Origin of the sequence: Campylobacter concisus, assembly GCF_002914195.1 — a bacterium.
GTDB lineage: Bacteria > Campylobacterota > Campylobacteria > Campylobacterales > Campylobacteraceae > Campylobacter_A > Campylobacter_A concisus_M.
Genome location: NZ_PPAU01000108.1, coordinates 283,268 through 300,587, shown reverse-complemented (window position 1 = coordinate 300,587; position 17,320 = coordinate 283,268). Strand labels below are relative to the sequence as shown.

Here is a 17,320-nt window from a genome sequence, read left to right as displayed (position 1 = left end):
TATTTGAAATTTTATGAAATCTACTCTTTTTTTCAAATTCAACTATAAAAGCTTAAGCACATATCCATTTTCAGTGGCTTCAAGCTTATATTTATGCATCTTATCAAGCTCTAAAACCACTCTGAAATATCTATCATGCCAGCCTATGATCACATTTTTAAAATATTCATTTTCAAGTTTTAAGCTCTTAGTTTTAAAGCTTCTTGGTGGCCTTGCAAAGTCAAGAACGATCTTATTTTTCTCATAAGCAAAATGCTTTAAATTTTTAGCTTTTGTAGCGATTTTTAGCTCTTTGCTATTAGCTAGAAAGCTTATAAAACCTAGAAATTTAACATCCTTTTTATTTTTGACACTATCAACTGGCTTTGCACTAGGCTCGATCTTTATCTCGACCACCTTTTGTTCAGGCTTTATGGTAGTTTCTTTTGTTTTGTCTGTGCTAAGATCGATCACTACAACATTTGGAGTTGGCATATCTGAAGTTTTATTTCTATCTTTATTTGAAATTTTAGTTTCATTTTTTTCTATTATCACAGGAGTGCTTACTTTTTGGCTAGGCATATTTGCCATTGTGACCGAAACATCTAGCTTTTTTGCTACGACTGGTTCTGGATTTTTTACCTTATTTAAAGCAAATTCATCGCTGTAATTGATAGTTTTATTTATATCAGCTAACCTTTTTTCCTTTATAGTGCCGTCATTTGCTCTATATCTTATGGTGATATCTAGTAAAAGCGCTGCATCGCTTGGAAATTTAAACGAAAGAGAATCAAAGCTATCAAATTTTTCTATGATATTTGTTGTCATAACGCTTGTATTTAGCTCGCTAATAGGCATAAATGGGTTCTCTCTAGCAAACACGCTTGCTGCAAATATAGATAAAACTAACCAAATTTTTTTCATCATTCCTACTTTTTATTAAAGTCTGGCTCAAGGCCTTGTAATTCAAAATAATCTTTTTGCAGGCGCGCGTTCATTTTTTTTAAAATCTCCACGTCCTCGCTAAGTCTATCTTTTTTACTCTGAAGACTTAGCATAACATCAAGTGAGCGTTTGCCAAACATCATATTGCCTACATAAAAGGCAAACATAGCCACACAAATGGTGGCTATGACGTAGCGTAATGTTGGTCTAATGTATTTTAAAATTTTATGAAATATGCCATCAGTGTTGCCATATTCGTCTAAAATTTCGCTCAAATATTATCCCCCAAAAACTCTCCAGCCTCAAGCTCGATCTCAAGCAAACGGTTGTATTTTGCGTTGCGCTCGCTTCTTGAAGTAGCACCTGTCTTTATCTCGCCAGTGTTTAGTGCGACTGCAAAGTCAGCGATGAATGCATCTTCGCTCTCGCCGCTTCTATGACTCATTATGCAGCGATATCCGTTTCTTTGAGCAAGGCGGACAGTTTGCATAGTTTGTGTGACTGAGCCTATTTGATTTGGCTTGATTAAGACTGCATTTGCGATCTTTTTCTCGATACCTTCGCGTAAAATTTTCTCATTTGTGACAAAAAGATCGTCGCCAACTAGCTGCACTTTGCTGCCAAGCCTTTTTGTAAGCTCAGCCCAGCCGCTCCAGTCGTCCTCGCTAAGGCCATCTTCGATAGAAAATATAGGATACTTTTCGCAAAGTTTTTCGTAGTAGCTAATGAGCTCATCGCTGCTAAATTTCTTGCCCTCAAGCTCGTATTTGCCGTCTTTATAAAGCTCGCTTGAAGCAACGTCAAGGGCTAGCTTTATCTGGCTGCCTAGCTCATATCCAGCCTCTTTGACAGCTTGCGAGATGAGTTTTAGTGGCTCTTCGTTATCTTTTAAATTTGGAGCAAAGCCGCCCTCGTCACCGACAGCCGTGCTGTGTCCGGCTGCGTTTAGGATAGATTTTAGCTTGTGATAAATTTCAGTTGCAGCTCTTAGTGCCTCGCTAAATGTGCTAAAGCCAAATGGCATGATCATAAATTCTTGAAAATCAACGCTATTGTTTGCGTGTGCGCCGCCATTTATGATGTTAAACATCGGCACTGGCAAGATGCTAGCGTTTGCACCGCCAAGATAGCGGTAGAGCGGAATATTTAGGCTCTTTGCAGCTGCGCGAGCTACTGCCATAGATACGCCAAGGACTGCGTTTGCACCCAAATTTGAGTAGTTGTGCGTGCCATCAAGCTCAAGCATCTCTTCATCGACTGCTTTTTGGTTGTAAGCATCAAGTCCTATCACTGCCTCAGCGATCTTTTCATTTACGTTTGAAACAGCTTTTAAAACGCCCTTGCCAGCGTATCTCTCGTCTTTGTCGCGAAGCTCAAGCGCCTCACGCTTACCAGTGCTTGCGCCGCTTGGTACGATCGCGCTTGCCTCGGTTCCATCGCTTAGTCTAACTGTCGCACGAACTGTTGGGTTGCCTCTGCTGTCTAAAACCTCGTGAGCTTCTACATCTTCAATAAATACCATTATTCATCTCCTGCTTCGTTTGTGTCGTCGTCTTCGTCTTTTGCGCCGCTGCTTATTAGGTGATCTATTCCCATTGAGCCTTTGATCGCCGCTACTATCTCGTCAGAAATTTCTGGGTGCTCTTTTAGGTAGGCTTTGGCGTTTTCTCTGCCTTGACCTAGTTTTTCGGCCTTGTAGCTAAACCACGCGCCTGATTTATCGATGATGTCGAGTTTTACGCCATAGTCGATGATCTCGCCCTCTTTGCTCACACCCTCGCCAAACATGATGTCAAATTCAGCCACTTTAAATGGAGGCGCGACCTTGTTTTTAACCACTTTTGCTTTTGTGCGGTTGCCGATAGGCTCGTCGTTTTGTTTAAGCGTGGCTATCTTTCTTACATCGATCCTTACAGATGAGTAAAATTTAAGCGCATTACCGCCAGTTGTGGTCTCTGGCGTGCCATATCCCATCATACCGATCTTCATACGAATTTGGTTGATGAAGATAACAGTTGTCTTCATCTTGCTTAAAATTCCAGTTAGCTTTCTAAGCGCCTGGCTCATTAGTCTTGCTTGCAGGCCAACGTGCTGATCGCCCATATCGCCGTCTATCTCGCTCTTTGGAGTAAGAGCTGCCACACTATCAACTACGATAAGATCGATCGCACCGCTTCTTGCAAGCGTCTCAACGATCTCAAGTGCCTGCTCGCCAAAGTCTGGCTGAGAGACGTAAAGATTGTCGGTATTTACGCCTAAATTTGAAGCGTATTTTACGTCTAGTGCGTGCTCTGCATCGACAAATGCACAAATTCCGCCAGCTTTTTGCGCTTCAGCTATGATGTGAAGCGTGAGCGTGGTCTTACCAGAGCTCTCTGGTCCGTAGATCTCTATGATCCTGCCTTTTGGAACGCCGCCTATGCCAAGAGCCAGATCAAGTCCAAGCGAGCCAGTCGGTATCGACTCGATAGCCTCAACCTCTTTGTCGCCAAGTCTTAAAAGCGTGCCTTTGCCAAAAGCTTTATCGATCTGCTTTAGCGCAAGCTCGAGCGCCTTTTTCTTGTCCGCTTCGCTCTCTGGGATAGCTATCTTTTTGTCACTATCTTTTTCTTTTGCCATTTTTTACCTTATAGTTGAAATTTGGCTTGATTTTATCTAAAAAGAGATGAATTTTACTTGATTTACTCGCAAATTATAATATTTTCGCCAAGCAGTGCAGCGCTATCAACAAGAGCAAAAAGCTGCTCTTTTTCAAACAAAAATCCATAAATTTGATCTTCATTTTTTAGTATCGCAAGATTTAGCGGCTCTATAAGCGAGCTGGCGCAAAGGTTTAAAAAAGCTTCATCGATACTGTTTTGCGAAATTTGGGGTTTGATTTTGAAATTTTCATCTTTTATAAAAGAGATAAATTTCTCTTGCGAGGTAGTTTTATTAAATTTAAAAATTAGTTTTTCTTTTAAGGCCTGGGCTAAAATTTCATCAAATTTAACTAGGTCTATGTGATTTTGAACGCCTAAAATTTTGGCAAAATTTAGCAAGTTTTTATCATAACTGGCCACATTTTTCTCATGCTCGCTTTGTGCCTTTTTGGCCCTATAAATGGCATAAAAGCCAATAATTATAAACAAAAGTGAAAGGGTAAAAACTTCGCTCAAAAACTCACTCATCATCATCCTTATAAAATGCAAACTTCGGTCTTAAGCTCTACGCCAAATTTCTCTAAAACTCTAGCCTTTGCCAAATTTATAAGGCTAGTGGCATCCTCAAAGCTTGCATGGTTAAAATTTATCAAGAAATTCGCGTGCTCTTCGCTAAATTTCGCTCCGCCGATAGCGTATCCTTTTAGCCCAACCGCCTCAAGTAGCGCCCCTGCAAAGTGCCCCTCTGGATTTACAAAGCAGCTGCCAAAGCTAGCTCCTTTTGGTTGATTTGCCCTTTTTGCGCTTATAGCATCAGATATGCTCGAGTCAAAGCCACTTTGAAGCTTAAATTTAGCCCCCAAAATGACCTCATCTATGCCGCTGTGGCGGTAGCTAAAGCTTATCTCATCTTTGCTCACCCAGCCACGAGCTAGACGCACATGCGTGATGTTGTCGCTTATGCTAAATTTAAGCAGTCCAGCGTTCATTTTTATAAGTCCGCCAAGCGTGCCTGGGATATTTTTTAAAAACTCAAGGTGAGCTATGTTGTTTTGTTTGCAGAAGTTATAAATTTTGGCAGATTTCGTCGCAGCACCTATCTCAAGGTAAATTTTTTCATCACAAATTTCTAAATTTATATAGTCAAAGTTCTTGCCAAGTATCGCCATTTTTGGGGGATTTGGCGAGATAAGCAAGTTATTGCCCCTACCTATCATCACTGTGCCTAAAAAGTGAGGCGAATTTAGATCTTCAAGGCTATCAACCTCGAAAATTTCATGCACGCCGCCTATCCTAACCGAGGTAAATTTAGAAAAATCAACAAGCCTCGTCACTGGATAAATTCCGGTATAAAATCAAGCATGCGAGTGGTAAATTCAACCATCATCGAGATCATCCAAGGCATCAAAAATATGATGACAACGACGACTAGCAAGATCTTTGGCACGAAGCTTAGCGTGGTCTCGTTTATCTGAGTTGTCGCTTGAAAGATGGAGATGATAAGACCTGCTATTAGTCCGCTTAGTAGCATCGGAAGGCTGATGTAAAGGGCAATCTTAAAAGTTTCAACTCCAAGCGAGACAAGCGTACTTTGCATCAACTAAACCTTACTTCGTTGTATTCAGTTGGGATGAGGTAGTCGTTTACGTCGATTGGCTTTTCAAAAAAACCTTTGTCATAGCCTATTTGATAGAGCTTATTTAGCGCTTTTAGCTGCGTTTCGTTCATGCTTATAGACTCGTCGTTTGCGTATAAATTTAGATATGTTTTTAGCTCATCTTTGCCAACTCTGATGAGGTTTCGCTCCATTAGCATGTGAGATAAAAATGGCTTGTGCGAAGTGGCGATCCTAACGGCCTCGCTAAGCACTCTCTCGCACTCGATCGCGTCGGTTATCGGCAGACTTCGTCTAAGCGCCATGCCGCCAAGTGGAAGCGGTAAATTTTCGCCGTTTAGCTCGCTCCAGATGTCCCAAATTTCGCGCTCTACGCAGAGCTGGTCTGAGAAATTTAAGATACTTTCATGTATAAGCACGCCAGCATCGACTTCGCCGCTAAGCACGGCATTTTCGATCTCTAAGAAATTTTTATAAACGATCCTTGCCTCTGGGTAGGCTATGCGAAAGAGCAGGGCGTTTGTCGTATTTTTACCAGAGAGTGCGACTTTAAAATTTCGCTTTAGCTGCTTGCCTTTTAGCTTGATAAGCTTTGGGCCATATCCGTTGCCAAAGCTCACCGCGCAGCGTAAAAGTGCAAATTCATCGCAAATTTTAGGATAGAGTGCAAAGCTGATCGCCGTTGCCTCATAAGTGCCTTTTAGTGCCTCTTCGTTTAGTGTCTCTATATCAAGCGCCTTTGATATAAAGGCTAAATTTTTACTGCTAACCCAGCCAAATTTGACCGCGGCATACATGAAAATATCGTCAGCGTCCGGCGAGTGAGCGACGTTTATAGTTTTTAGATTGTGCAAAGATGATCCTTTTTTTGATTATGCCATTTTAATGAAATTTATTTAAAATAAAGTTTTAAGGGCGGTTTTGAAACGATTTTACCAGCTTTGCCTCTTTGAAATTTAGCACGTATTTCACATCTATGGCGTCTTTAGCACCTTTCCTTCGAGCTTGGAGCGTTGAGTAAAACGGATGCTTAAGCTCTAGCATCTTAAGTAGCTTTTGATCGCTATCTTCTTTTTTTATATTTTCAACGATTATTGTCGTTAAAAATTTGCCCTCAAACTCATAAAATGGCCACACTATCACGCCAGTATCGTTTGTTTTAAAGTCATTTATTTTAGACTTTTTTGGGATATTTAACATGGAGATGATCTTTTTGCGTGAGCTATCCAAATTTTGCACAGATATCACCTTTACAAGCAGGTCTTTTTTGACCCCGAGGCCATTTTGGCTAAAGCGATAAATTCCGTCTTCAAGGATGCCAACCTTTTCAAAAGCATTAGCGTAGTTTGCGGCGGTGCAAGTAGTCAGCAAAAGTGACAGAAACATTAAAATTTTTATAAATTTCATCTTTTCTCTTAAAATTTCACTCTCTTTAGCCTGTCTGAAGCAAAATTTTTCCTACCAAATTTAGCCTCATCTTTACCGTTTAGCTCGACTAGATCGCCAGTAAAGCCACAAATGTCATTTTTAACAAGATAACTTCCAACGCCATAAGTATCAACTGGTGTGTTATGAGCTTCAAATTCTTTTATAATTTTAGGGCTAAAGCCTGAGCTAACGACGATTTTAACGTATTTAAAGCCAGCTTTATCAAGCGCCTCTCTTAGAGCAAATATAAGCTCCTTGCAAACGCCATGTGGGTCAAACCCGCTAGTATCCTTATCATCAAAATATTTATCAATCAAATTTTTACTAGTATCGACTCTAACCGCGCCAAGCCTCTCTTTTAAGGCATTTGCAGCCCTTAATGCGTCTGTGATCACGTCGTTGTTATAGTCCACCAATGCCGTGATCTTCTCATTTTCAAAGGTTTTAGCATAAATTTCTGAGGCTTTTACTATATCCCCGCCGCACATTTGAATGAGTGCATGAGGCATGGTACCACCACCTTTTAGCCCCGTAAGCTCGCCCTGAGCGTCAGTAGCGACTTTTTTAATCCCACCGATAAACGAGGCGTATCCATCGCCTGGTTGCGTGCAGATGTCATCTTGCCTGTCTGCCATGCTAAAAACGTCCTTGCCATTTGCCGCTCTTATCACGTCTCTTGAGTTTGTCGCCACGCAGCTTCTTCTAGTAAGCGTCGCATCGATGACGTTTTCTAAAAAGCCAAAATTTTCATACTTGCCGCTTATCTTTAAAACTGGCTCGTTTGCGTTTATGATATCGCTATCATTAAGTGCATAAATTTCAAGCTCGCTTGGATTTTTGGCAAATTTATTGATGACGGCTAAAACTTCGTCGATGCCACAAAGTACGATATCATCGCGCCTTTGGAAAAACTGCATCGTCACGTGCTGATCGGGTAAATTTTGCTTAATTATCTCATTTACTTTTAGAAAATATTTCGCCGTGAAATAACCCTCGCCGATCCTTGGATCTAACCTAAAAGTCTTATCCGTTAGCCTATCTATCTTGCCCTGCATCTTTAGCTCAAGTTCGTTCATGCCCATCCTTTTGTTTTGTTGGGATTATACCATTTTGGCAAAAATCCGAATAAGTTATAAAAATATATTTTATAAAATCATGAGACTTTATTTTAAAGGAAAAATATGAAAAAGATCTTGCTTTTAATGGTTGCTATGTTTGCATTTGGCAATGAAAATTTGCTAGTAAGTGCGGGTGGTGGATATAAAAAGATAGTCGAAGCAGTCGCGCAAAATCTCAAAAAAGATGGCGTAAATATCGACACTTCTTTTGCAAACATCACAGCGATCATGGCGCAGGCAAAAGAGGGCAAAACTGACGTGATAGTGGGCGATGAAGACTTTTTGAAAAAGTCTGATCTAAAGATCGCTGAGTATGTAAATTTAGGCTCAGGCGCTTTGGTACTGGCTACCAAAAAAGGTGTGAAAATAGAAAAAGTTGATGAGCTAAAAGCTCTTTCTAAAATCGCTATGCCAGATGCCGTAAAGACAGTTTATGGCAAAAGAGCAAATGAATTTATGCAAAAAGCAAATTTAAGTGGTGAGCTAAAGGATAAAATTTTAGCAGTTGCTGGTGTGCCACAAGTCGTTACATATATATTAAACGGTGAAGTTGATGCTGGGTTCATTAATCAGACCGAACTAAATGCGCACAAAGACGAATTTGGTAGTTTTATTTTGATAGACAAGGCTCTTTACATACCAGCAAATATCGTAGCTGCAAAGCTTGAAGGATGTGATAAAAAGACTGATTGCGTTAAATTTCTGGATGAGCTAAAAAGCGAGAGATCAAAAGAAATTTACACTAAATTTGGCATAAGATAAGGCTAAATTTGCAAGAGCTCTCTTGGTTGCTTGATCCTCTGGTTTTAAGCATAAAGGTCATTTTATGCCAAGGGGCTTTGCTCGTCGTTTTTGGGCTAGCTTTAGCCTATCTTTTGGCCTTTTATAAAGGTAAATTTAGAGCCGTTTTAGAGATGATCGTAACTTTTCCTCTCATCTTTCCACCTATTGCGACTGGATTTTTACTGCTTTACCTGCTTGGCAAAAATGGCATCGTTGGCAAGGCTTTAAATTTAGAAATTATTTTTAGTTTTAAGGCTCTTGTGTTAGCTGCTTTTATAGCTTCGCTGCCGCTATTTGTAAAGCCTGTCGCTTCTGCTCTTGGCTCACTTTCAAGGAGCCTAAGTGAAGCAGCATACAGCCTCGGAAAAGATAAATTTCAAACAGCTATTTTCGTGCTCTTTCCATGTGTTGCAAAGAGCGTAGCAGCGGCTTTTATCTTAGCGATCTCGCGTGGGCTTGGCGAGGTTGGCATAACACTAATTTTGGGTGGCAATATCATAGGCAAAACAGACACTATTTCGCTTGCCATTTATAATGCCGTATACGATGGTAAAAGCGATGAAGCACTAGTTTTAAGCCTTGTTTTGGTTGTATTAAGCTTTATTTTGTTTGGGATTATAAATTTGCTTGATAAAAGTAAAATTTAAAATGAGAGTGGCGAGAGGATGAGAGAATCGAACTCCCCACCAGACGGTCAACCGCCCAGTCATCGGGTTTGAAGCCCGTGAGCATCACCAGATTACTTTATCCTCCGTGCGCGTTATTTTAGCAGATTTAGATAAATTTTAGCCCATTTTCTATAAACTTTTTGAAATTACAAAAGGATTTCTGATTTTAAAATTTAGTGTTTTTGTATTTTTGGCTCTATTTTTTTGCTCTTGTTCCTCGGTTCTTTCTCCAGCAACTGCGCCGCTAAATGTATATGATGCGTACTCTATTTCACGTGATAAACGTGGTATTTACTCGATCACAAGAGATAAATTTATACAAAGCAAATTACAAAGCAAAATTTTATTTTCAAAAGGTCTTAGTAATATTGATATCGAGATAGAGGTTTTTTACGGAGATGCTTATCTGATCGGACTTGTTGATAGTAAAGAGCTTGAAGATAAGCTAGTAGAATTAGCCAAAAGCACAGATGGAGTGCGGAAAATTTATACCTATCTTCGTATCAAAAAGCCAGAGTATCCATGCGATAGTCTAAAAATTCTTGCAAACTTAAAGCAAAATCTTTTTAAAGATAGTATAGTTGAGGGTACAAATGTGCGTGTTAGCATAGTTGGCTGTGATGTTGTATTTAGCGGCGTAGTTGATAGCATTGAGCAAGAAAAACATGCTATTTGGTATGCTAAGCACATTGACGGCGTGGCCGATGTCTACTCGTTCATCAAAGTTATCAAATAAATTTAGCTTAAATATCGCTCTTTTTTACAAAGCTCGCAATGAGGCTTGGTAAGATGATTAGTGCGCCAAGAAGCATAAATACCATAACAAGATCGGTTAGTAAGCCAAAATATATAGTCGGGATAAAGTTACTAGTTATCATCACGCTAAAGCCAAGAAAAATAGTGAATGATGTGTAATACATCGCATATCCGATGCTTGCGTGCGCGACTTTAATGCTCTCAAAAACGCTTTTTGTAAGCATTTCTTCTTTAAAGCGGTGTATGTAGTGAATGATATCATCAACGCCGATACCAATACTAATGGCTGCAATCGTGATGCTCATCACATCAAGTGGAATGCCAAAAAATCCCATCACACCAAAGAGTGTGCAAAGCGGGATTAAATTTGAAACTATCGCAATGGTTGCTAGCTTTATGCTTCTAAAAATAAAGCAAAATATGACAAAAAGTATAGCGACAGTTAGTCCAAAAGTATCAACTTGTGAGCTAAGTAAATTTTGAAGCATATTGTTATAAAGTACCATCATGCCGGCCACTTCTATGCTTACATTGTCATTTTTAGTAAGCTGTGCCAGCCCTTCTCTAAGCTCTTTTAGAAATAAATTTCGTCTAAGCTCAGAGTTACTATCGACGATCCTTATACTAAATCTAAGCTCGTCATCTTCAACGCTTACATAAGGACTTAATAAGATGTTTTTATAATTTTGTGGCAATTTCTCATACATCGCAGCTAATAAAAAATCATCACTAGCGCCGTTATTTAGCTCTTTTATGGCTTTTATAAGGGTTGCTAGCGAGCTTACATGTCCAACAAATTTTTGCTCTTTTAAATAGTCGTGAATTTTCTCAGCAACCCTTGTGTGATAGCTATTAAACCAGTATTTCGCATCCTTAGCGTTGCTTTCAAACTCATTTTCAAACTCATCTTGCTCAGCATTTTTATCTTGTTTTTGTTCTTTAAACTTCACTATCACATCAACTGGTATCGTGCCACCAAGTTTGGTATCAATAACTTGCATTCCTTGGCGAATTTCTGTGCTTTCTTTAAAGTAGCCAATGAAGCTATTTTCAACCTTTATCTTGCTGATACCATAAACACCAAAGCAGACAACTAGAGCGCAAACTGCGTAGATAATCTTTCTTGAATTTAGGGCTAAATTTGCGCAGTATTTTGTAAATTTAAAGCTATTTTCAAAGGTTCTAATGGGAGCTAATTTTTCTAAATTTACATTTATCGCACCAAATAGCAAAAACGCAAGCACAAGCGAAACGCTAATGCCAGTGCTCATCATAATGCCAAGCATGATAACTGGCTTTATGTCAGCACTCATAAGCGAGCTAAAGCCAATAACCGTGGTAAATATCGCCCAAAAAGATGGAGAGAATTTATCACGAAGCGTTAGATAAATTAACTGATTCTGGCTATATTTTGGATGCTTTGCGTAAAATTCTCGGTAGCTAACGACTAGATGGATGACTGTTGAAATAGTAATGATAAGCTGAAGCGCGATGTAGTTTGAGCTAATGACCGTCACTTCCCAGTCAAATATACCAAAAATTCCGGTCGTAAAAATGGCACTTACGGCACATATAAACATCGGTAAAACTATCCATCTAACCTGTCTGAAAAATAGCCACAAACTAAAGCTAAGAAGAGCAAGTACGCTTAAGCCATAGACTAAAAGATCGCTCTTTATAAAGCCTATCATATCATCAGCGATCATATTTGCGCCGCCTAAGAATAGCTCGTCATTTGTGTTAAATTTAGCTATGGTTGCTTTTATGGCTTCAAGGTTTTCGTGATCGCTCTTTCTAAGCTCATCTCGGTAGGCTTTAAACTCATAGGCAAGAGCCTCTAGCTTAAGTCGCTCGGCTTGTGTGATAGTGCCGTTTGACTCTTTTTGGCTAAGTAAATTTCTTTCATTTACAAGCTCATTAAATTTCTCATCTTGTTTTAAATTTAGAGCAATCGCTGTGGTTTTTAGATCTTTGCTTATCAAATTTCCGCTGTAAATCGGGCTTTTGGCAAACTCAAGCTTTGCTTTTGAAATATTTATATCTTTATCTTGCAGCGTTGGGGTATGATCTAAGATGCCCGTGATCCCGCCTTTTACACTATTTAAAAGCGGAATATTTATTATAGAGATGACACTATTTACCATATCGTTTTTAGCTAGTTCATCGCCTAAATTTTTGATAAGTTCTAAATTTTTAGGTGAAAAAAGATCGTCTTTTGGGGTAAAAGCGACCACTAAAAATCCAGGTGAGTCGTAGCGTTTGGCTATCTCCCTATAAGCTTTTAAGTCAGGATCATGCTCAAGCAGTAGCGTTTCAGCTGACGCATCAACACTAAGCTTAGTGCTAAGATAGCCAAAAACTACGCTTAAAGCTAAAATTAGAGTAATAATAAGCTTGTTTTTAGCAATGATAAATTTAAAAATTTGTCGCATTAAGGGTTAGTTTTATTTTGATCAGGCAAAACAGCTTCATTTAGCTTTTGTAAAAGAGTATTGAAATCAGCGTTATTTAGCACATCACCAAACTGACTTCTATAAGTTTGAATGATGCTTACACCAACGATATCAAGATCGTAAATGAGCCATCCACGCTCTTTAGCGTCATAAAATTTATAGACAAATTCGTAGCTCTTGCCATCATTTATAAGCTCAGATGTTAGCCAGTATCTATTTTTTTGAGGTTCGCTCTCGCCAGTGATGTGGATCTGTTGGTCTTTGTAGCCTAAAAGTTTATCTATGTATGAGCTTTTTAGTTTTTGCTCAAATGCTGCGTCAAATTTAGCTTGCTCGTCGCTACTTAAGCTGTTGTAGCGTTTGCCAAGGCTAATCTTTGCCATTTGTTTATAGTCAAAAAATGGATCAAGAAGAGCAAAAATTTCTTTTGTCTTTGCATTATTGTCTAAATTTGTATCTTTTAAAATTTCAATAACCTTTGTTGTTTTCATCTCTACTTCAGGCTTGATCTGCTCTTTTGAAATAGCAAAAAGGCTAGTTGTAAAAAGTAAAATCATAGTTAGAATTTTTAAAATTTTCATATTTACTCCTTGATAAGCTTGTCACGTCTTTGCTCGTAAGCATCGCGTAAAAATGGATAAAGATCAATAGCATCTTTTCTTAGTTTTTCATAAGCAGTTGGATCTTGTGAAAAGCTATTAAACGCTCTATATGACTTTATGCCAGTTGATAAAAGTATAGGATCAACGTAGCTAATAGGATCAGCAAAATAATCTCCAACCATGCCACCAGTATCTCTTAAATTTGATGGTCCAATAAGTGGCCAAACTATATGAAAACCGCTGCCAAGCCCCCAATATCCAAGCGTTTGTCCAAAATCTTCATCGTGAGGTTTTAGATCGTAGTATTTTGCTCCGTCTGTTAGTCCGCCAAAACCTATTATCGTATTTGCTAAAAATCTCAATGTCTCTTCGCCAGCATTTTGAAATTTAAGCTGAAGTAGATTGTTTACAAAGCGAACTGGGAAAAGAAGGTTGTCAAAGAAATTTGAAACCATTGTTCTAGCTGTTTTTGGCACAACATAGGCATAGCCTTTTGCCACCGGAGTTAGCATATTTACATAGATAAAGTCATTTGCATGTGTCATCATTCTATTGTAGCCACTAAGCGGGTCGAAAACATCTTTTCTTGCTTCAAATTCAACATCAAATTCATCGCTTTCGCTATTCGTATTTATATCCGTATTAGCACAGGCTAAAAGCAAACTAAAAAAGATAGAAAGCAAAAATTTCATACTAAGCCTTATTTTTATTTATAAAATGTAGCTCGATTTTATCTTTTAAAAACTTTATAAGAAATTAAGAAAAATTTATAGATCAACTTAACTTTAAGCTTAAGGATTAATATAATTAGATATACTTCACAAATTATTCTCCAATATAGTAAAGGTAAAAATTTTGAAAGCAGATATAAATTTAGAACTATTTTTAGGCGAAGATACACAGGTTTTAGCTAAACATATTACATTATTAAAGGCCATAAAAAAGACAAAAAGTATCACAAAAGCAGCAGAATTGGTTGGTATATCATATAAAAATGCTTGGGACTGTCTTGATACGATAAATAATAAAAGTAGTAAGCCCCTTATTATTAGAGCTGATGGAAATAAAAAAAATAGTGGCTCCGAGCTAAGCGAGTATGCCAATAAACTGATAAAAATTTATGATGTCATTCTTGAGACTCAAAAGGATTTTTTGCAAAAAATTTGTCAAAAAGTAGATTTTGAGGATGTAGATATTATAAATCTTCAAAGAATGAATATGAACTTAAGTGCTAGAAATCAGCTCTCATGTGAGATTATTAGCATAAACCGCGGTGCGGTAAATTCTCAAATAGTTGCAAAACTAAGTAATGGCTGCACGCTTGAGTCAAACATCACGGTTGAAAGTGAGAAAAATTTAGGCCTAAAAGTTGGACAAAAAGTTATTTATATTTTTAAAGCTCCAGCTGTCATTTTGGCTAAGGATCTAGATATAAAAATAAGCACAAAAAATCAATTAAAAGGCGAAGTGATCGAAGCAAAGATAGGAGCTGTAAATGCTGAAATCACTTTAAAACTAAGCGATGAACAGACTTTAACTGCTATCATCACAAAAGATAGTGCTATCCAGATGAAAATAGGTGTTGGCGATACACTTTTGGCAATAGTAAAATCATCTCAAATTATTATAGGAGTTTAAATGAGAAAAGCTTTTAAATTTTTATGTGTGGCGGCTTTGCTTGCCATAAACGCATTTGGTACTGAAGTAAATGTATATGCTGCTGCAAATACGACATATGCATTTCCAGAGCTTATAAAAGAGTTTAATAAGCTTTATCCAAATACAAAGATCAACTTAACCCTTGGTGCAAGTGGCGGTCTTGTTACGCAGATACAAAACTCGGCTCCAGCTGATATATTCATGGCTGCTGATATGGGCTTTGCTCAAAAAGCTTATGACACAGGCTTTGCAGTAGCTGCTCCAAAAGTTTATGCACAAGGTGCTGTTGCTATTTTCTCTATTAGAAATGTTGATTTCAAAAAAGGTATCGAAGTTGTTCGTAGCTTAAAGGCGATTTCTATCGCAAATCCACAAACTGCACCATACGGCAAAGCTAGTATAGAGGCTCTTAAAAACGCAAAACTTTATGACGAAGTAGAAAAAAATATCGTCTATGCTCAAAAAATTTCTGAAACTCTATCTCAAGCATTAAGTGCTTCTGATGTAGGTTTTATCGCTGCTAGCGCACTTTTTGATGAGAAAATGTCAAAATACAAAGAGGGCGTTAATTACATCTTTGTTCCACAAGAGCTATACACTCCGATCGATCAAGGCATAGTTCTTCTAAAACATGCTGAAAAAAATGATGATGCGAAGGCATTTTATGAGTTTATCTTAGGTGATAAATCAAGAGAAATTTTCAAGAAATTTGGTTACAACGTTCCAGCTAAATGATAAGAGCAAAGATCGTTGGAATTTTAACTAAAGATGACGTTAGCTTATTTGAGCTAAAGGGTCTAAATTTAGAGGCAAATTTATTTATGCTAGTTTTAAATGAGGCTAGCAAATTCACCTTAGATGATGAGATTGGCTTAGGTTTTAAAAGCTCCGATGTTATCTTGGCAAAAGACAAACTAAGTAATAGCTCGCTTGAAAACGAGCTAAAGTGCGTGATTGAAGCTATAAATTTTGGTGAAATTTTAAGTGTTGTTAGCTTAAAATGTGGCGAAATTTACTTCGAAGCTATTATCTCAAATCACGCTTTAAGAGCGCTAAATTTGAGTAAAAATGATAGTGTTTTTGCCTATATAAAATCTACTAGTATTCATATAAGTACTCAAAAATGATAGAAATTTCTTGCAAAAAAGAGCTAAATGGTGGCGACGGCAAATTTATGCTTGAGGCAGACCTTAGCTTTGAAAGTGGTGATTTTGTCGCACTTTATGGAGCAAGCGGCGGCGGAAAGACTACTATTTTAAGATTGATTGCTGGTTTTGAAACGCCACAAAGTGGCTCTATAAAGGTCGGAGATAAAGTTTTCTTTGATGAAAAGACAAATTTGGCTCCACAAAAGCGAAATATCGGCTTTTTATTTCAAGACTATGCACTTTTTGAAAATATGAATGTCTTTAAAAATTTGCTCTTTGCAAAAAATGATCTAGCTCTAGCGAACAAGCTTCTTGATATTTGCGGCCTAATAAGTCTAAAAAACGCAAAGATTAGCACTCTTTCTGGCGGTCAAAAGCAACGTGTTGCTTTGGCTCGTGCGGTTATGAGAAAGCCTGAAATTTTACTACTTGATGAGCCGTTAAGTGCGCTTGATAATGCCATGCGTGAGAAACTTCAAGACTATTTACTAGCACTTCATGATGAGTTTAAGATGAGCATTATTTTAGTAAGTCATGATATCGCTGAAATTTATAAGCTTTGCAATAAAGTCTTTGTCCTTGAGAATGGAAAAATTTCAAGATCAGGTAGCGCAAGTGAGATATTTTTAAAGAGTGCAGGATCGCAGAAATTTGCCTTTAATGCTAAAATTTTAGAGATAAAAAAACATGATGCGATCTTCGTAGCAAATGTATTAATAAACCGCCAAATTTGTGAAGTGGTGCTAAGTAGCAGCGAAGCAATGAATCTAAAAGCAGGCGATATGGTAGTAGTTAGCACAAAAGCATTTGGTGTAAATTTGGAAAAAGCATGATAGACGAGTTAAAAAGTATCGATTACGAGCCGTTTTGGCTATCACTAAAATTATCTTTTATAACAACTTTTATTTTATTTTTTGTCTGCATCGCACTTGCCTATTTTATGTCTCAAAAGAAATTTTTTGGCAAGTCGTTTTTAGAGTCGGTAATCTCACTACCTCTGGTCTTGCCGCCAAGTGTTCTTGGCTTTTATTTACTCATTTTTCTTTCGCCTTATTCGGCCTTTGGTAAATTTATCGAAGAAATTTTTGGAGTTAGGTTGGTTTTTAATTTCACAGGTCTTGTTGTGGCAAGTTGTATCTATTCGTTGCCATTTATGTTTGGTCCGATTTATGCTGGACTAAACAGCCTAAAAAAGAGCCTTTTTGAAGCAAGTTATAGTCTTGGTAAAAATAAGCTCACGACTATTTTTAGAGTGATTTTGCCAAGTATAAGATCGAATTTATTAACAGCTACTGTCGTTAGCTTTGCTCACACTATGGGTGAGTTTGGTGTTGTTTTAATGATAGGCGGTAGCGTAGCTGGAGAGAGCAAGGTCGCTAGCATTGCGATATTTGAAGCAGTTGAAATGCTTGATTACACCAAGGCTCATATCTATGCACTTTTGATGTTAATAATTAGCTTTTTTGTCCTTTTTGTAGTTTATCTTTTAAATTCTAAAAAAGCTTAAGACAAAGCTTATAGAGA

Annotated in this window: 21 protein-coding genes and 1 tRNA gene; 8 read left to right on the top strand and 14 right to left on the bottom strand. The window is 37.9% G+C overall.

Annotation, left to right across the window (positions count from 1 at the left end; all coding sequences use genetic code 11):
• Nucleotides 1-42: 42 nt before the first annotated feature.
• The 10 genes from CYP28_RS07530 to CYP28_RS07485 form a co-directional block, all read right to left on the bottom strand.
• On the bottom strand, nucleotides 43-903 hold the full coding sequence (locus CYP28_RS07530; protein ID WP_103593717.1) for an AMIN domain-containing protein: 861 nt from the start codon (nucleotides 901-903) through the stop codon (nucleotides 43-45).
• Between the two features lie 5 nt (nucleotides 904-908).
• A complete protein-coding gene (locus tag CYP28_RS07525) occupies nucleotides 909-1,199 on the bottom strand; it encodes a hypothetical protein (protein ID WP_054197225.1) in 291 nt (96 codons plus the stop codon).
• Nucleotides 1,196-2,446, bottom strand: coding sequence for a phosphopyruvate hydratase (gene eno, locus CYP28_RS07520; protein ID WP_103593716.1), 1,251 nt, complete (start codon nucleotides 2,444-2,446; stop codon nucleotides 1,196-1,198). Before eno ends, CYP28_RS07525 begins: the two co-directional genes overlap by 4 nt.
• Complete coding sequence (gene recA / locus CYP28_RS07515; RefSeq protein ID WP_002940852.1) at nucleotides 2,446-3,543, bottom strand: recombinase RecA; 1,098 nt, start codon at nucleotides 3,541-3,543, stop codon at nucleotides 2,446-2,448. Before recA ends, eno begins: the two co-directional genes overlap by 1 nt.
• Before the next feature lie 62 nt (nucleotides 3,544-3,605).
• Nucleotides 3,606-4,094: an addiction module antitoxin gene (locus CYP28_RS07510; RefSeq protein WP_103593715.1), complete on the bottom strand. Its 489-nt coding sequence runs from the start codon at nucleotides 4,092-4,094 to the stop codon at nucleotides 3,606-3,608.
• Nucleotides 4,095-4,102: 8 nt separating this feature from the next.
• Nucleotides 4,103-4,900, bottom strand: coding sequence for a UDP-N-acetylmuramate dehydrogenase (locus tag CYP28_RS07505; protein WP_103593714.1), 798 nt, complete (start codon nucleotides 4,898-4,900; stop codon nucleotides 4,103-4,105).
• Entirely contained in the window at nucleotides 4,897-5,166 is a 270-nt protein-coding gene (fliQ, locus tag CYP28_RS07500) for a flagellar biosynthesis protein FliQ (RefSeq protein ID WP_223154231.1), read from the bottom strand. Before fliQ ends, CYP28_RS07505 begins: the two co-directional genes overlap by 4 nt.
• The gene (locus tag CYP28_RS07495; protein WP_242047023.1) at nucleotides 5,163-5,978 is read right to left on the bottom strand and encodes an MqnA/MqnD/SBP family protein; all 816 of its coding nucleotides are present in this window, start codon (nucleotides 5,976-5,978) and stop codon (nucleotides 5,163-5,165) included. Before CYP28_RS07495 ends, fliQ begins: the two co-directional genes overlap by 4 nt.
• Before the next feature lie 112 nt (nucleotides 5,979-6,090).
• Nucleotides 6,091-6,588 carry a chemotaxis protein gene (locus CYP28_RS07490; RefSeq protein WP_103593712.1) on the bottom strand — a complete coding sequence of 166 codons (498 nt, stop codon included), beginning with the start codon at nucleotides 6,586-6,588 and terminating at the stop codon, nucleotides 6,091-6,093.
• An 8-nt stretch (nucleotides 6,589-6,596) separates the two neighbouring features.
• Nucleotides 6,597-7,685 (bottom strand): nicotinate phosphoribosyltransferase, encoded by a 1,089-nt coding sequence (locus tag CYP28_RS07485; protein ID WP_103593711.1) that lies wholly within the window; start codon nucleotides 7,683-7,685, stop codon nucleotides 6,597-6,599.
• Nucleotides 7,686-7,790: 105 nt separating this feature from the next.
• Here CYP28_RS07485 and modA (CYP28_RS07480) point away from each other — a divergent pair, with 105 nt between their 5' ends.
• Complete coding sequence (gene modA / locus CYP28_RS07480) at nucleotides 7,791-8,489, top strand: molybdate ABC transporter substrate-binding protein (protein ID WP_103593710.1); 699 nt, start codon at nucleotides 7,791-7,793, stop codon at nucleotides 8,487-8,489.
• Nucleotides 8,490-8,497: 8 nt separating this feature from the next.
• A complete protein-coding gene (locus CYP28_RS07475) occupies nucleotides 8,498-9,157 on the top strand; it encodes a molybdate ABC transporter permease subunit (protein ID WP_103593709.1) in 660 nt (219 codons plus the stop codon).
• Nucleotides 9,158-9,165: 8 nt separating this feature from the next.
• On the opposite strand, the gene CYP28_RS10380 is transcribed toward CYP28_RS07475, so the two are convergent.
• Nucleotides 9,166-9,263, bottom strand: a tRNA-Sec gene (locus tag CYP28_RS10380).
• A 75-nt stretch (nucleotides 9,264-9,338) separates the two neighbouring features.
• On the opposite strand from CYP28_RS10380, the gene CYP28_RS07470 reads away from it, so the two are divergent.
• Nucleotides 9,339-9,914 carry a BON domain-containing protein gene (locus tag CYP28_RS07470; RefSeq protein WP_087579260.1) on the top strand — a complete coding sequence of 192 codons (576 nt, stop codon included), beginning with the start codon at nucleotides 9,339-9,341 and terminating at the stop codon, nucleotides 9,912-9,914.
• A 7-nt stretch (nucleotides 9,915-9,921) separates the two neighbouring features.
• Here CYP28_RS07470 and CYP28_RS07465 read toward each other — a convergent pair whose 3' ends face one another.
• The 3 genes from CYP28_RS07465 to CYP28_RS07455 are packed head-to-tail and all read right to left on the bottom strand — an operon-like array spanning nucleotide 9,922 to nucleotide 13,681.
• Nucleotides 9,922-12,366: an efflux RND transporter permease subunit gene (locus CYP28_RS07465; protein ID WP_103593708.1), complete on the bottom strand. Its 2,445-nt coding sequence runs from the start codon at nucleotides 12,364-12,366 to the stop codon at nucleotides 9,922-9,924.
• Nucleotides 12,366-12,968 (bottom strand): ABC transporter substrate-binding protein, encoded by a 603-nt coding sequence (locus CYP28_RS07460; RefSeq protein ID WP_087580771.1) that lies wholly within the window; start codon nucleotides 12,966-12,968, stop codon nucleotides 12,366-12,368. Before CYP28_RS07460 ends, CYP28_RS07465 begins: the two co-directional genes overlap by 1 nt.
• 2 nt (nucleotides 12,969-12,970) lie before the next feature.
• Nucleotides 12,971-13,681: an MlaA family lipoprotein gene (locus CYP28_RS07455; protein WP_103593707.1), complete on the bottom strand. Its 711-nt coding sequence runs from the start codon at nucleotides 13,679-13,681 to the stop codon at nucleotides 12,971-12,973.
• A 163-nt stretch (nucleotides 13,682-13,844) separates the two neighbouring features.
• Here CYP28_RS07455 and CYP28_RS07450 point away from each other — a divergent pair, with 163 nt between their 5' ends.
• The 5 genes from CYP28_RS07450 to modB are packed head-to-tail and all read left to right on the top strand — an operon-like array spanning nucleotide 13,845 to nucleotide 17,303.
• A complete protein-coding gene (locus tag CYP28_RS07450; RefSeq protein WP_103593706.1) occupies nucleotides 13,845-14,627 on the top strand; it encodes a TOBE domain-containing protein in 783 nt (260 codons plus the stop codon).
• Nucleotides 14,628-15,383: a molybdate ABC transporter substrate-binding protein gene (modA, locus tag CYP28_RS07445; RefSeq protein WP_103593705.1), complete on the top strand. Its 756-nt coding sequence runs from the start codon at nucleotides 14,628-14,630 to the stop codon at nucleotides 15,381-15,383.
• Nucleotides 15,380-15,775 (top strand): TOBE domain-containing protein, encoded by a 396-nt coding sequence (locus tag CYP28_RS07440; protein WP_103593704.1) that lies wholly within the window; start codon nucleotides 15,380-15,382, stop codon nucleotides 15,773-15,775. The genes modA (CYP28_RS07445) and CYP28_RS07440 overlap by 4 nt, the downstream gene beginning before the upstream one ends.
• The gene (locus CYP28_RS07435) at nucleotides 15,772-16,629 is read left to right on the top strand and encodes a sulfate/molybdate ABC transporter ATP-binding protein (RefSeq protein ID WP_103593703.1); all 858 of its coding nucleotides are present in this window, start codon (nucleotides 15,772-15,774) and stop codon (nucleotides 16,627-16,629) included. The genes CYP28_RS07440 and CYP28_RS07435 overlap by 4 nt, the downstream gene beginning before the upstream one ends.
• A complete protein-coding gene (modB, locus tag CYP28_RS07430) occupies nucleotides 16,626-17,303 on the top strand; it encodes a molybdate ABC transporter permease subunit (protein WP_084109623.1) in 678 nt (225 codons plus the stop codon). Before CYP28_RS07435 ends, modB begins: the two co-directional genes overlap by 4 nt.
• Nucleotides 17,304-17,320 lie beyond the last annotated feature (17 nt).

Coding starts and splice junctions, on each gene's coding strand:
- CYP28_RS07530 (WP_103593717.1), bottom strand. CDS start 903: ATGAAAAAAATTTGGTTAGTTTTATCTATATTTGCAGCAAGCGTGTTT.
- eno (WP_103593716.1), bottom strand. CDS start 2,446: ATGGTATTTATTGAAGATGTAGAAGCTCACGAGGTTTTAGACAGCAGA.
- recA (WP_002940852.1), bottom strand. CDS start 3,543: ATGGCAAAAGAAAAAGATAGTGACAAAAAGATAGCTATCCCAGAGAGC.
- CYP28_RS07510 (WP_103593715.1), bottom strand. CDS start 4,094: ATGAGTGAGTTTTTGAGCGAAGTTTTTACCCTTTCACTTTTGTTTATA.
- CYP28_RS07495 (WP_242047023.1), bottom strand. CDS start 5,978: ATGTATGCCGCGGTCAAATTTGGCTGGGTTAGCAGTAAAAATTTAGCC.
- CYP28_RS07490 (WP_103593712.1), bottom strand. CDS start 6,588: ATGAAATTTATAAAAATTTTAATGTTTCTGTCACTTTTGCTGACTACT.
- CYP28_RS07485 (WP_103593711.1), bottom strand. CDS start 7,685: ATGAACGAACTTGAGCTAAAGATGCAGGGCAAGATAGATAGGCTAACG.
- modA (WP_103593710.1), top strand. CDS start 7,791: ATGAAAAAGATCTTGCTTTTAATGGTTGCTATGTTTGCATTTGGCAAT.
- CYP28_RS07465 (WP_103593708.1), bottom strand. CDS start 12,366: ATGCGACAAATTTTTAAATTTATCATTGCTAAAAACAAGCTTATTATT.
- CYP28_RS07460 (WP_087580771.1), bottom strand. CDS start 12,968: ATGAAAATTTTAAAAATTCTAACTATGATTTTACTTTTTACAACTAGC.
- CYP28_RS07455 (WP_103593707.1), bottom strand. CDS start 13,681: ATGAAATTTTTGCTTTCTATCTTTTTTAGTTTGCTTTTAGCCTGTGCT.
- modA (WP_103593705.1), top strand. CDS start 14,628: ATGAGAAAAGCTTTTAAATTTTTATGTGTGGCGGCTTTGCTTGCCATA.
- CYP28_RS07440 (WP_103593704.1), top strand. CDS start 15,380: ATGATAAGAGCAAAGATCGTTGGAATTTTAACTAAAGATGACGTTAGC.
- CYP28_RS07435 (WP_103593703.1), top strand. CDS start 15,772: ATGATAGAAATTTCTTGCAAAAAAGAGCTAAATGGTGGCGACGGCAAA.
- modB (WP_084109623.1), top strand. CDS start 16,626: ATGATAGACGAGTTAAAAAGTATCGATTACGAGCCGTTTTGGCTATCA.